This window comes from Citrobacter sp. CK195 (assembly GCF_030333365.1).
In the GTDB taxonomy this organism is placed as follows: domain Bacteria; phylum Pseudomonadota; class Gammaproteobacteria; order Enterobacterales; family Enterobacteriaceae; genus Citrobacter_B; species Citrobacter_B koseri.
In genome coordinates this window covers 317261-330322 of sequence record NZ_JAOWGB010000021.1, presented here as the reverse complement: position 1 = coordinate 330322, position 13062 = coordinate 317261, and the positions used below count along the sequence as shown (strand labels likewise).

13 protein-coding genes and 1 riboswitch are annotated in these 13062 nt (G+C 50.6%); of the genes, 2 read left to right on the top strand and 11 right to left on the bottom strand.

Annotated features, from left to right (window positions below; translation table 11 throughout):
- Window positions 1-345 precede the first annotated feature (345 nt).
- Window positions 346-1326 carry a Shedu immune nuclease family protein gene (locus OGX93_RS04740; RefSeq protein ID WP_286449584.1) on the top strand — a complete coding sequence of 327 codons (981 nt, stop codon included), beginning with the start codon at window positions 346-348 and terminating at the stop codon, window positions 1324-1326.
- Window positions 1327-1593: 267 nt separating this feature from the next.
- On the opposite strand, the gene ychF is transcribed toward OGX93_RS04740, so the two are convergent.
- Window positions 1594-2685, bottom strand: a complete 1092-nt coding sequence (ychF, locus tag OGX93_RS04735) for a redox-regulated ATPase YchF (RefSeq protein WP_012132142.1) — start codon at window positions 2683-2685, stop codon at window positions 1594-1596.
- A 116-nt stretch (window positions 2686-2801) separates the two neighbouring features.
- Window positions 2802-3386, bottom strand: a complete 585-nt coding sequence (gene pth / locus OGX93_RS04730) for an aminoacyl-tRNA hydrolase (protein WP_012132143.1) — start codon at window positions 3384-3386, stop codon at window positions 2802-2804.
- Window positions 3387-3661: 275 nt separating this feature from the next.
- On the opposite strand from pth, the gene ychH reads away from it, so the two are divergent.
- Window positions 3662-3940, top strand: a complete 279-nt coding sequence (gene ychH / locus OGX93_RS04725) for a stress-induced protein YchH (protein ID WP_012132144.1) — start codon at window positions 3662-3664, stop codon at window positions 3938-3940.
- 51 nt (window positions 3941-3991) lie between these two features.
- Here the strand turns inward: ychH and OGX93_RS04720 are convergent, their stop codons facing one another.
- From OGX93_RS04720 to dauA, 9 genes are all read right to left on the bottom strand, one after another.
- Entirely contained in the window at window positions 3992-4810 is an 819-nt protein-coding gene (locus tag OGX93_RS04720; RefSeq protein WP_198448139.1) for a cytochrome c1, read from the bottom strand.
- A 5-nt stretch (window positions 4811-4815) separates the two neighbouring features.
- Window positions 4816-5988: a cytochrome b gene (locus OGX93_RS04715; protein WP_012132146.1), complete on the bottom strand. Its 1173-nt coding sequence runs from the start codon at window positions 5986-5988 to the stop codon at window positions 4816-4818.
- 1 nt (window position 5989) lies between these two features.
- Window positions 5990-6541 (bottom strand): ubiquinol-cytochrome c reductase iron-sulfur subunit, encoded by a 552-nt coding sequence (petA, locus tag OGX93_RS04710; protein WP_286449583.1) that lies wholly within the window; start codon window positions 6539-6541, stop codon window positions 5990-5992.
- A gap of 32 nt (window positions 6542-6573) precedes the next feature.
- Window positions 6574-7014, bottom strand: a complete 441-nt coding sequence (locus tag OGX93_RS04705) for a pseudoazurin (RefSeq protein ID WP_286449582.1) — start codon at window positions 7012-7014, stop codon at window positions 6574-6576.
- A gap of 18 nt (window positions 7015-7032) precedes the next feature.
- Entirely contained in the window at window positions 7033-7854 is an 822-nt protein-coding gene (locus OGX93_RS04700) for an ABC transporter ATP-binding protein (RefSeq protein WP_134769364.1), read from the bottom strand.
- Complete coding sequence (locus OGX93_RS04695; protein WP_024130289.1) at window positions 7851-8915, bottom strand: FecCD family ABC transporter permease; 1065 nt, start codon at window positions 8913-8915, stop codon at window positions 7851-7853. The genes OGX93_RS04700 and OGX93_RS04695 overlap by 4 nt, the downstream gene beginning before the upstream one ends.
- A 66-nt stretch (window positions 8916-8981) precedes the next feature.
- On the bottom strand, window positions 8982-10049 hold the full coding sequence (locus OGX93_RS04690) for an ABC transporter substrate-binding protein (protein ID WP_410736130.1): 1068 nt from the start codon (window positions 10047-10049) through the stop codon (window positions 8982-8984).
- A 181-nt stretch (window positions 10050-10230) separates the two neighbouring features.
- Window positions 10231-10456: riboswitch (cobalamin riboswitch) on the bottom strand.
- Window positions 10457-10657: 201 nt separating this feature from the next.
- Window positions 10658-11218, bottom strand: a complete 561-nt coding sequence (locus OGX93_RS04685; RefSeq protein ID WP_200023419.1) for a GNAT family N-acetyltransferase — start codon at window positions 11216-11218, stop codon at window positions 10658-10660.
- A 113-nt stretch (window positions 11219-11331) separates the two neighbouring features.
- Window positions 11332-13011 (bottom strand): C4-dicarboxylic acid transporter DauA, encoded by a 1680-nt coding sequence (gene dauA, locus OGX93_RS04680; protein WP_286449580.1) that lies wholly within the window; start codon window positions 13009-13011, stop codon window positions 11332-11334.
- Between the last annotated feature and the right edge of the window lie 51 nt (window positions 13012-13062).

Sequence of the window (13062 nt, the reverse complement as noted above, 5' to 3'; positions counted from 1 at the left end):
TGCATAGTGCTTCTTAATGATTCGGATTAGATATATCTTACCTGTGTTACTTGGTTGATCAACTTTTTCCTATTGGTCAATGATGAGTAAAGCTTCCGTTCATGAACACCCATTTCGGGCAGATTTATGTTTAGTGCAAAGGGCAATGATGAGTCGACAGCGGCTGAGCGCAGCTGGCGACCAGATGTTGTCGCTCATTGCGGAGAATCTTCACTCAAAAACGGTGAGTGGAAATCTACTGACAAAATCGTATGATGCAGGTAAAGATACTCGAATATGCTGTACGCATCTGCAAGATGCGCGTCAGGATAAATAAAATACACTGCTAAAGTTGAGGTTGTGCTAATGGAATTTGAGGCGGAAAAAGTAACCTTTGAGAGAAAGGTAAGACGTTATCTCTCCGCTAGCGTGAAGCGGCAGGTAGCTATATTGAGCGGCTATCGATGCTCGTTTCCAGGTTGTGATCAAAACCTCATGCTTCAGGACTCATCATTTATTGGGGAAATAGCTTCGATTGAAGCCATTCACTCTCACGGGCCAAGACACAACCCTTCTACAAATGCAGACCAACTACTTCAAACAGAAAACTATCTTCTGTTGTGCCCGAATCATCATGCGATTATTGACAGGCAGCCGGAAATATATTCGGCTGAGTGGCTAAGAAAGGCCAGGAAAGAACATTTAAATAAAATATCAGAAATAGTGTCTGCCTCTAAGTGTGTAGCAGAGGTCAAGCTGGATGAGCAGGTCGAAATCTCTTTAGAGGAAGCAATAGGTGTCTGGAAAGTAAATCGTGAAAATGCATCCGAGGAATTCTGGCAAACTCTTCTACAAAAATGTCCTGCTGTATTATCACAGATATTTCCACAAAGTATGTTTCAGTTAGGCAGTAAATGCTATGTTGGCGGAAAATCGATAAACAATTCGGGTGGTAATCTTGTCGATTTTATCTACGCAAGCAGACTGACTGGAAATATAGTATTGGTCGAAATAAAGACCCCAAAGACGATATTACTGGGGAAAAGATATAGAACTAATGCCTATTCAATTAGCGAAGAACTATCTGGGGCGTTTGTTCAGGTGTTAAATTATAAAGACCAATTAATGAAAGAATACTTCAAGCTAAGTGAAGGTAACGGAGGTGATTCATTTTCGGCATTCAATCCTAAATGCTTAATTGTTATTGGTACACTTGAGTCAGAGCTTAAAAATAATAGTCAATACAAATCATTTGAGCTATTCAGAAATAGTATGACAAACGTTGAGATTGTCACTTATGACGAGCTATTTCAAAAGGCTCAAGACATTCTGGATATGATTAAATAACATGTAATATCGTTTTTAGCCGACTTCCGCCTGTCATTGTGGACAAGAAGCCTCATACAAAGGATAATTTATAACTACAACCACTTAAGGCGTCTACAAAATGGGTGGCTATTCAGATTATAACCACCGCTATACTCAGTTCCGACCGCACTTCCATGATATCAACGGATACGCTTTAAATAAAAAATCCACGCAATTGCGTGGATTTTATGGGTTTTTGTGGACTTTACGAGGTTTATTGAAACCTCATAAGGCAACAAATTTTATTTAGACGTTGAACAAGAAGTTCATCACATCGCCGTCTTTAACGATGTAGTCTTTGCCTTCCGCACGCATCTTACCGGCTTCTTTCGCGCCTTGTTCACCTTTGTACGTGATGAAGTCGTCGAAAGCGATGGTCTGCGCACGAATAAAGCCTTTCTCAAAATCGGTGTGAATTTTACCCGCAGCCTGCGGTGCGGTTGCGCCGACAGGAATCGTCCACGCGCGTACTTCTTTCACGCCAGCGGTAAAATAAGTTTGCAGATTCAGCAGCTTGTAGCCCGCACGAATAACGCGGTTGAGACCCGGTTCTTCAATACCCAACTCAGCCATAAATTCGTCACGGTCAGCATCGTCGAGTTCTGCGATGTCGGCCTCGATAGCGGCACAAACCGGAACCACGACAGAGCCTTCTGCATCGGCAATGGCGCGAACCTGATCCAGGTACGGGTTATTTTCGAAGCCATCTTCGTTGACGTTAGCTATATACATGGTTGGCTTCAGCGTCAGGAAGCTCAGATAGCGGATCGCCGCTTTATCTTCGTCTGTCAGATCCAGTGAGCGCAGCATGCCGGCGTTTTCCAGGTGCGGCAGGCATTTCTCCAGCGCGGCCAGCTCAGCTTTCGCGTCTTTATCGCCGCCTTTGGCTTTCTTCTGCACGCGGTGAATGGCGCGTTCACAGGTATCAAGGTCGGACAGCGCCAGCTCGGTGTTGATAACGTCAATATCTTCCGCCGGGTTTACTTTCCCCGCAACGTGGATGATGTTGTCGTTTTCAAAGCAGCGTACTACGTGACCAATCGCTTCGGTTTCACGGATGTTTGTCAGGAACTGGTTACCCAGGCCTTCGCCTTTCGACGCGCCTTTTACCAGACCGGCAATGTCGACGAACTCCATGGTGGTAGGGAGAATGCGCTGCGGCTTGACAATCTCAGCCAGTTTGTCCAGACGCGGATCGGGCATCGGCACTACACCGGTATTTGGCTCGATGGTGCAGAACGGGAAGTTTGCCGCTTCAATACCGGCTTTAGTCAGGGCGTTGAACAGGGTGGATTTCCCGACGTTGGGCAAACCAACGATACCGCATTTGAATCCCATGATTTAAATCACCTTAATATCTTGATAATCAACCTGTTGCAGAAAACAGATTGTAGAAAAGTAAACAACTTTGCCTATTATACACAGCGCGCGGCAAAAATGCCGCACATCACTGCTTATTGTGCTTTAAAGGCATGTAATCGGTTCGTCGCTTTGGTTAACCCTTCTTTGAACCAGACTTCAGTACAACGTGCCGCTTCGTCAATGGCGTCGTCAATTAACTTTTGTTCTGACACCGGCGGTTTACCCAGAACAAAACCGACAACTTTATTTTTATCGCCCGGATGACCAATTCCGACACGTAAGCGATGAAAGTTAGGGTTATTACCCAGTTTGTTGATGATGTCTTTCAGGCCATTATGACCACCGTGTCCGCCGCCTAACTTAAATTTCGCGACGCCAGGGGGGAGATCCAGTTCGTCGTGGGCAACCAGAATCTCATCGGGCATGATGCGGTAAAAACTGGCCATCGCGCCGACGGCTTTACCGCTCAGATTCATAAACGTGGTCGGCACCAGCAGGCGAACATCTTCCCCTTCGAGGGTCACTCTGGAGGTGTAACCGAAGAATTTCGGCTCTTCACGCAGAGGCGCGCGTAGTCGCTCTGCCAGTAAATCGACGTACCATGCGCCCGCATTGTGGCGTGTCGCCGCGTATTCTGCGCCGGGGTTCGCCAGGCCGACAATCAATTTAATCGTCACGTTTTTTGTCCTGAGTGTGTCCATAACTGGCGCGTAGTTTACTGTCTGCGGCCGCGCTTGACAAAAAACAGCGTGGATTGCGCCGGAAGCTGAATAATTGCCTGTTTGAACTATTGGAAAGTCAAGCTGTTCAGAGGGTTATTTGTAAAGTTTTGTTGAATAACAGGTTGTAATTGTGATCGCCCACGCACTCATAAAGCACAGTGTTGTCTATACTTTACACATAAGGATTAGGGGTATTCCCTGAAACAACCCAAAAGTTCCGGAGGTGACATATGAAACGCAAAAACGCTTCGTTACTCGGTAACGTGCTCATGGGGTTGGGGTTAGTGGTCATGGTGGTTGGTGTTGGTTATTCTATTTTAAACCAGTTACCGCAGTTTAACCTGCCACAATTTTTTGCACATGGTGCGGTGCTGAGCATCTTTGTCGGTGCCATTCTCTGGCTGGCAGGCGCCCGCGTAGGTGGGCATGAACAGGTGAGCGATCGTTACTGGTGGGTTCGCCACTACGACAAACGTTGCCGCCGTAACGACAATCGCCGTCACAGCTAAGGTATCGCGTCGGTTTAAGACCAGTCAGCGTTGGACTGACTGGTCATTGTCTTAACCACTCTCACTCGTTTTTTCTGACGAGCGTCTCTTTAATCGGCGCAAAATCAGCAGCAATGCCAGCATAATGACCAGATAACTCATTACGTAATGGCCCTGATGCTTTCGCTGTTCAAGCGCCGGATCGGCAGCCCATGCCAGAAAAGCCGTAACGTCCCGCGCGTACTGCTCTTCGGTTTCTGGTATATCGTCCTTTTCTGACCAGTTGATCTCCCCATCAGACAACGGCTTCGGCATGTTAATTATGCCGCCGGGAGCGTATCGGTTTGCCTTCATTTCCGGGTCGTCAGGCAGATAACCTGTCAACAAGGCATAGACGTAATCCGCCCCCTGATCGGTATAGGGCAAGAAGGCATCGAACAGAAATTGCGGGAACCCCCGGTCGTACGTTCTGGCGCGAACGATATAGGTTAAATCGACGGGAAGGGCGCCATTATTAAGATATCTTGCTTCCTGATCGTTAAGGTAGGGCGAGACAAACGTATCATTGAGATTACCTTCCCGCTCGCCAGTTTGACCATCATCCTGAATGTCGGGAAAGACGTAGCCGCTGGCAAGACGCTTTGCCTCTGTGAGCGAGAGTTCGGGCCCGCCTGGCTTTGTCAGGGTGCGAAAATTAAGATGAACCATCCCGTGGCAGGCGCGGCATTTCTCTTCGTAGACCTGTAAACCGCGCCGCAGTTGTTCTTTATCATAGTGGCCCGTTATGCCGCTAAAACTCCACGCCTGGCGAGGTGGCGTCTCTTGCGCACAGACAGCGCTGGCGCCCAGAATGCACAGCCATAAAACGCTATATCTTACTAATCCCTTCATGGCGGTTAATCCTGCTTTTCCAGAAAACGTCGGCAGGGCAGTACGATGACAAACCATCCGAAGTAAACCAGCGTTGAAAGTTGCGATGCCGCGCGTATCCAGCCCTCTTCATTACTGAAACCGTCAGGCAGGTCGGGGCCGACCAGCGCTTTTGAACCCAGCCATCCTAAAAAGAATGCATTAGCAACCCAGAGCCAAAAACCACATTTAACGAGCTTGCTGTAATTGCGAAAGCGGGCGCGTGAAGTGTCGAGCCAGGGGAGAAAATAAAAAATCAGCACTGAAGCACACATGGCGACTATCCCGAGAAGTTCGTTTGGGAAGCAGCGCAAAATGGAAAAGAACGGCAAAAAATACCACTCAGGCGCCACGACAGCGGGCGTTACGGTGGGATCTGCCGGGATAAAATTATCGGCGCTGCTGAGATAGTGCGGGGCAAAGAATAAAAACCAGGCGAACAGCATCATGAAAAGAGTGAGCTTGATGGCATCACTGTCGGTGATTTTATAATCGAAAAACAGTTTCCGGGACTCGCTCTGCGTAAATGTCTTTTTCATTGCCTGCGCAAATGCGGACTGCACGGTGCGGATATGCCATATCGTTCCCCCGACAATGACGAAGGGAATAATAAAATGAAGCACATAAAAACGGCCTAATGTGGGTGTTCCTGGAGCATACCCGCCGACTAAAAACGAATACAACGTATCTCCCACCCACGGGATCGCACGAGTGAATCCGGTAATAACGGTAGCGGCCCAGTAGCTCTTTTGCCCCCAAATCAGGCTATATCCCAGAAATGCGGTGATCATCAGTAACACGTATAACGTCACGCTTATCATCCACATTTTGAGATAAGGCTTTCGGTACACGTTGTAATACATGGCGCGGAAGATGTGCAGGTAACAGGCGAAGAAAAATAGCGATGCGCCAATAGAATGCGCGTTGCGCACCAGTTCGCCGTGTCTCACGGATCGCATAATATGAATGATTGAATCAAAGGCCAGCCCTTCCGTGGGTACATAAAACATCGCCAGAACGAGACCAGAAAGGATTTGTACTCCGAGCATCACCAGCAGAATGATCCCGACGGCAAAAACCCAGACGCCTGCGACCGTACGAGGGAAGGGAATACGCCACACTCGCTCTCGTCGGGGTATGGATAGATGTTCTGCCGCCATTTCAGACTTCCTTCGCGCCAATACGCACCGTCAGGCCATCGGGATGAAACGCGTAATCGGGGATTGCGAGATTCGCCGTAGCGGGCCCCCGCGTGACGCGCCCTGAAGTGTCAAACTCCGAGCCATGACAAGGGCATACCCAGCCTTGCCCACCGGGTTTGGCATTGGGCACACAGCCTGCGTGGGGGCAGTAACCTTGAATGACCAGCCACTGCGGATACTCTGTCTTGATACGTTCGCCGTCAGCCTGCGGATCGATAAAACGATGGACATCCGCCTGCTGCGCTGAGCGAATTTCCTCCGGGGTACGGTGATGAATAAGGATAAGCTTTCCCTGCCAGACTCTTTTCACCGTCTGGCCGACGGCAACCCCGGCAAGAGAGACATCGACAGGTTCGTTTTCCGCTACGGTTTTATCATCCGGCCCCAGTGCGGAGATGAGCGGCCAGACGGCGGCGGTGACGCCCACAGCCCCGACAAATTTTGTGAGTTTACACAGGCATTCTCTCCGCTGTACCTGAACATCTTCATTGCCCTGTTTTTTATCCGCCACCGTGCGCCCCTCACCATTTTCGCGTATCTGGATTACTGTTTCTCAATGCGTGTATAAATGTCCTGAAAACGCTTATCCGCGATCCCCGGCGCCTTAAAGGTTCGATAGCTGTCAGGCAGGGTTACATCACCCACTTTAATGAGCATCACCATCCCTTGCGCGTAATGTGGGGTGCATTTAATACCGTAAAATCCAGGTTTGTCGTACTTGACCTCAATTTCCTCATCAATCTTGCCGACAAATCCGGGGTAGCCTGCTGGCGAAAGCTCTGCGATTGACGCAGCGTTATGGCTCTTATGCTTGCGAATAAACTTCACGGTGTCGCCTGGCTGAATCGCCAGATAATCAGGTTCATATACCATCGGGCCGCCCGCGCCTCTGTTTTTCATCAGCACTTCGTGGGTCTGAGCGAAAGCCGTGGTGGTCAGCGCTAACAGACATAACATGCTCAGGCTTTGCTTAATCAATTTCATGGGTTCTCCCTTAGGTGTTTATTCCGGTCGTTGGTAGCGGATGAAGCAACTCAATCCATCCGGCGCCTGCTCAACGATGGCATTAATGCCAAACCACTGGCTGAGGTTTTCAGGCGTAAAAATGGTTGCAGGGCTGCCCTGCATTGCCAGTTGACCCGCTTTCATTACGAGAATGCGGTCGCAGAACATGGCGGCATGGTTCAGGTCGTGCAGAGCCGCAATGACGGTGAGTTTCTGGCGTTTCACCAGATTAAGCAGACCTATCTGATGTTGAATGTCGAGATGGTTCGTGGGTTCATCCATCAGCAGCACTTTCGGTTGCTGCGCCAGGGCCCGGGCGATATGCAGACGCTGTTTTTCCCCGCCAGAAAAAGTATTCCAGCAGCGATTTTGTACGCGCTGTAGATCTACCTTCTCCAGCATGGTCTGGACAATATCGTCATCTTGTTTAGACCAGGGCGAGAGCAGACTCAACCACGGGGTACGCCCCAGAGAGACAGCCTGCAATGCGGTGAGACGTTCACTGGTTTCCGCTTGTTGTTCCACCAGCGCCACTTTTTGCGCTAAATGGCGGCGCGAGTAGTGGCGAATATTTTTATTCTCCAGCGTTACGCTGCCTGATGAGGGTTTCAGTAAACCGGCAAGCAATGAGATCAGTGATGTTTTGCCTGAGCCATTGGGGCCGATAATGCCGACAAACTCACCGGGCGCGACGTGAAAAGAGACGTCGCTGACGATGGCTTTGCCTTTTACTTCCCAGTGCAGTTGCTGCGCCTGCACCAGGTTTCGGACTGTTGCAGAAGGATAGCGTGGAGCGGTGAGAGCAGAATTTACCGTCATTTTGTCTGGTTTCCTCTGATCAAAATGATGGAAAACGCAGGTGCGCCTACAAGCGCCGTAATCACCCCGATGGGTAACACCTGCCCGGGAAGTAATGTTCTGGAGATTACGTCGGCGATAATGAGAAAAATGGCGCCGATCATGGCGCTGACCGGCAGCAATCGATGGTGTTGATTACCCACCAGCAGGCGGGCGGCATGAGGGATCACCAGGCCGACAAAACCAATCGCCCCGACAATGGAGACCATAATTGCCGTCATCCCGGTAACGGCGGCAATCAGGACTCCGCGCGTGCGTTTTACCGGGATGCCAAGTGACGCTGCGGACTCTGCGCCAAACGAAAATGCATCCAGATGACGGGCGTAACAAAAACATAACGCCACACCGACCAGCGCGGTAGGGACGGCCAAAACGACATCTGGCCAGCGAACGCCGCTCAGATTGCCCAGCAGCCAGAACATAATCCCACGAGCCTGTTCCGCATTCGCTGAGCGAGTGATGATTAGTGAGGTGAGGGCATTAAATAGCTGTGAACTGGCGATCCCGGCCAGGATGATTTGCGTGGTGGCGCTTCCCTGTCTCCCCCCGGCGGCGATCGCCAGTAACGCCACGAAAAGAAAAGCCGTTAACGCCCCAATAAAAGCCCCGAGCGACATGCTGACGATCCCAGCGCCAAGCCCTGTTAAGGCGATCAGAACAGCGCCGGTCGAGGCGCCGGCAGAGATCCCCAGTAGATAAGGTTCTGCCAGCGCGTTTCGTAGCAATGACTGCAATACGACGCCGGAAACCGCCAGACATGCGCCACAACAGGCAGAAACCAACGCCCGCGTCAGGCGATAGTTCCAGATAATGCCCGCATCCAGCGCATCAACGGCATAGCGCGTATCAAAGAACTGGTTAGAAAGCGTATGGATGACATGCTGCCAGGGGATAAACGTCTCGCCAATGGAGATACCCGCCAGTAGAACGCAGCACATTAGCACGCTGACCCAAAGGGCGTGTCCCCCGATTCTTATCGTTAACTGGCCGACAGCGCGACGCGTCCTGCGAGTTTCGCTCATCATCTACCTGCAATCCTGAATACCAGAGGCGCGCTATGCCCGGTAAGACATAGCGCGACATAAAGATTATTGAGCCGTTTTCGGATGCGCCAGACCGTATTCAACCAACGCATCGGCGAGTTTCTCGACGCCATCTATAGTTCTGATGCCGGCGTTCATTGTTTGCACATCCACCACCGGCAGATGGTTCTCCTTCACGGCGGGGATGAGTTTAGTCACGGGATCGGACTTGAGATATTCCAGTTTGACCTGCCAGTCATCTGCCGGGAAACGACGACGGCTCATTTCACCGAGAACAATGACGGACGGGCTGGCTTTCGCGATGGTTTCCCAGCCAACGGTTGGCCACTCTTCAGCAGAATCAATCACATTTTTCACCCCCAGCGTCTGGGCGATCCATGCGGCAGGGCCAAATTTCCCGGCCACATAGGGGTCCAGTTGCAGATCGGCGCTGGAAAACCAGAATACGGCGGAGACGTTTTTATCCATTCCGGCAATTTTATTTTTGGCGGCAGCTTCACGAGCCTTCAGACTGGCGATCAATTCATCGCCTTTGTCCTGCACGTCAAAAATTTTCGCCAGATCGGAGACTTCCTGATAAACCATAGCAATATCAAACATGCCTTTACGTACACCGTCGCCACCGTCTTCGTTGTCTTTAGCGCAGTCCGCAGGCGCGGTATATACCGGCACGTTCAACTCGCTAAACTGCTCGTAAGAGGCGACGGTTCCGGCAGGCCCAATTTGCCATTCAAACTGACTGGCGACCAAATCCGGTTTTTTGGCAATAATGCCTTCAAAGCTGGGGATGTTCTGCGCAATCACGGCCACTTTTTCATTTGCCGCTTTGTAAGCATCCGGGACGGGGCCGAACCACAGCGATGTGCCGACAACGCGCTCGGCCAGCCCCAGGGAATAAAGAATTTCAGTGCTGTTTTGCCCAACCGTGGCAACGCGTTCCGGGGCTTTATTGAAGGTAATATCACGGCCGCAGTTTTTAATTGTCAACGGATAGACTGTTTTTGCTGCATGAGTCAATCCTGATGTGAATAATAACGCTGCGCCAGCCACAGCCAGAAGGTATTTTTTATGAGGTAAAGTAAAGTCTGCGTACATTGTTATCGTCCTGTACATGCCAGAATCTGAACGTCTGGTCATGGTTTATTTGGTTCCATATATCGGGACAGGTACATGACGATAGATGACATTGAATGATGAAATTATGAGAATGCAAAATCTCAGCAGGAATAGGCTCATCAATTCATAATGGTATTTATGCCAAATAAATCATCCCATGGACCATCCCGTCCACTCAATGTGTACAACCCTGACAGCAGGTCTCCTGGCTCGCGGTAATCAGAATATCGGCCTTCCCATAAAGCAAATCTTTACAGTGACCGGTGGTTACAATAACCACACGCAGATATTCGGTATCCGCCTACAGTTGCGGGGGCAGCTATGGAATGAGATTAAAATAATCCGCACCATATTCCTTTCAAAACAACGGCTGTGTTATGAATACTGTCACTGGCGACTGTATCGGCAATCAATAACCTCGTCAACCGTATGAAAAAAGAACAAAAAACATCATACTTTATGGTGATTTTTATATTAATTAATTTAAATTCAAATGGTTGTGTTTTTGTTGGAGTGGTGATTATTGCAACCGCAAGTAATAACGGAAAGGCAAATGAGAATTGATTGACGTTGATCAATTAATCGCGATGAGAAAGAAGGCGTTATTATAAGCAGTGAATGTTATCAATATTGTCGCTGGTAACAATATATTTACACGGTTTTTCCATATGCACGATCTGCCACTCGTCGCCCACATCCATGAAGACGTTAAACAGATTTCGCCGCCAGAATTGATACCCGCCGGGTAAAAAATGATGGGTGTGCAAATATAATATTTTATAGCGTTGCTGCTCGCAAAATTGTTCAGCCAGCGAGACCAGTTGGCTGCCAATACCTTGCCTGCGATAATGCTGATCGACATAGCAGCGACAAATCTCAGCTGTCTCCGGTAAATTATAACGACCGTGCAACATCTCTATTCTGTCATCGTACTGACATATCGCCAGCGTCCCAATTATCTGCTGTTGTTCATTCCAGACGCCGAACAATTGGTTTCTTTCCCGCTCAAGATAATTTCCCTGGAGGTCGAATACGTCGTCACTCGCAGTGGGTAATGCTCTTCCGGCATTAAAATAAAGATTAAGATGCCGAATAATAAAGGACTGTACGGCAGGAATATCGTCCCGCGTTATTTCACGAAAAACAAACGGAGAGGTTGGTTTCATATCGGTTATCGCTAACAAATATCAGGAAAACGATAATAACAAGCCAGACGCAGAAAACCAGTTTTCAACAAGAAAACTTGCCGGTCTGTTGAGGTACAGACCGGCAGCCGGGATTAGATATCCGCCAGCGCGGCATCTTTGTTCGGGAAGAATGCCAGACGACCTGGAATGGGTTTGATACCGGCGCGGGCCATGGTACGCAGCGGCTGGAATTCCACGTTACTGACGCGCAGTTCACAGCCTTCCGGCAAACGCTTCACAAAGCGCTGGAAGGCGTCCAGACCACCGGCATCCAGCACCGGAACGGCGTCCCACTTCAGCACCACAATGCGTTTACCCTCAATGCGTGATTCGAGGTCGGTAAATAACCCTTCCGCGGCGGCGAAAAAGAGCGGCCCGATAACGCGTAATACCAGCACATCATCGGGAACCGTGATGTTTACCGCCGCGAGGCGCGTCATACGGGCAATACGGCGCATAAACAGCAGGGAAGCCAGGACAATCCCGACGCTGATAGCAATCACCATATCGAAGAGCACCGTCAGCGACATACACATCATCATCACGATGATGTCGTCTTTGGGCGCATGTCGCAGTAAATCGACCACCTTATGGGCTTCACTCATGTTCCACGCGACCATCAGCAGCAGCGCGGCCATGGCGGAAAGCGGCAGCCATGACAACAGGGGAGCCAGTGCGAGGAGGGCGAGGATGACCAGAATTGCGTGGATAACGGCGGAAATGGGCGAGGTCGCGCCTGCGCGCACGTTTGCCGCAGAACGGGCGATCGCCGCCGTCGCGGTGATCCCGCCAAAGAACGGCGCCACGATATTCCCCAGTCCCTGGCCGATCAATTCGCTGTTTGCTTTGTGTTTGGTGCCTGTCATGCCGTCGAGCACGACCGCACACAGCAGGGATTCAATCGCCCCCAGCATCGCCATCGAGAAAGCGGCTGGCAATAACGCCCGCAATGAATCCCAGCTTAGCGTGAAATCTGAATCCGGGAGATTCCACGGCAGCACCAGCTGCGGCAGCAGCTGAGGAATGCCGTTGCCCTGCGAACCATCGGCCAGCACATAGTGGAACTGTGAACCAATCGTCGCCACATGGCCACCCAGCAGATTAACCACGGCCATAACGGCGCAGCCCGCCAGCAGCGCCGGAAGATGGCCCGGCAGACGAATCCCCAGACGCGGCCAGAAAACCAGCATACCGAGCGTCACCACGCCAATAGCGGCATCGCCCGGATTAATGGTCGGCAACGCCATAACCAGCGCCCCGACTTTTTGTAGGTAATGCTCCGGCACATGGGCCATTTGCAGACCGAGAAAATCTTTAATCTGCATTGTCCCGATGGTGATGCCGATCCCTGATGTAAAACCTAACGTGACCGATACGGGAATGTATTCGATCAGGCGGCCAAAACGCGCGAGGCCGAAGAGGATCAGGAACATCCCGGACATGAGGGTGGCGACCAGCAGGCCTGCCAGCCCAAATTGTTGCGATACCGGGTAGAGAATAACGACAAATGCGGCGGTCGGGCCGGAGACGCTGAAGCGTGACCCGCCGGTTAAGGCAATAACAATTCCCGCCACAGCGGACGTATAAAGACCGTACTGCGGTGCAACACCACTGCCAATTGCCAGCGCCATCGCCAGCGGGATAGCGATGATCCCGACGGTTACCCCGGCAATCACATCACGGGTGAACCGTGAGGCGGTATATTTTTCTTTCCAGCAAGCGTCGATGAGGGCGCGGAAAGGCATCACATGTGAGGAAAATATTCTGTTCACAATAATGTTTCATCCATGAGCGCATCATCTGTCAACTAAATGGCAGGTGAA

Bases quoted from the DNA above. Each gene is read 5' to 3' on its own strand.
- OGX93_RS04690 (WP_410736130.1), bottom strand. From the start codon at position 10,049: ATGTACAGGACGATAACAATGTACGCAGACTTTACTTTACCTCATAAA.
- OGX93_RS04705 (WP_286449582.1), bottom strand. From the start codon at position 7,014: ATGAAATTGATTAAGCAAAGCCTGAGCATGTTATGTCTGTTAGCGCTG.
- ychF (WP_012132142.1), bottom strand. From the start codon at position 2,685: ATGGGATTCAAATGCGGTATCGTTGGTTTGCCCAACGTCGGGAAATCC.
- OGX93_RS04700 (WP_134769364.1), bottom strand. From the start codon at position 7,854: ATGACGGTAAATTCTGCTCTCACCGCTCCACGCTATCCTTCTGCAACA.
- OGX93_RS04715 (WP_012132146.1), bottom strand. From the start codon at position 5,988: ATGGCGGCAGAACATCTATCCATACCCCGACGAGAGCGAGTGTGGCGT.
- OGX93_RS04685 (WP_200023419.1), bottom strand. From the start codon at position 11,218: ATGAAACCAACCTCTCCGTTTGTTTTTCGTGAAATAACGCGGGACGAT.
- OGX93_RS04695 (WP_024130289.1), bottom strand. From the start codon at position 8,915: ATGAGCGAAACTCGCAGGACGCGTCGCGCTGTCGGCCAGTTAACGATA.
- OGX93_RS04740 (WP_286449584.1), top strand. From the start codon at position 346: ATGGAATTTGAGGCGGAAAAAGTAACCTTTGAGAGAAAGGTAAGACGT.
- ychH (WP_012132144.1), top strand. From the start codon at position 3,662: ATGAAACGCAAAAACGCTTCGTTACTCGGTAACGTGCTCATGGGGTTG.
- OGX93_RS04720 (WP_198448139.1), bottom strand. From the start codon at position 4,810: ATGAAGGGATTAGTAAGATATAGCGTTTTATGGCTGTGCATTCTGGGC.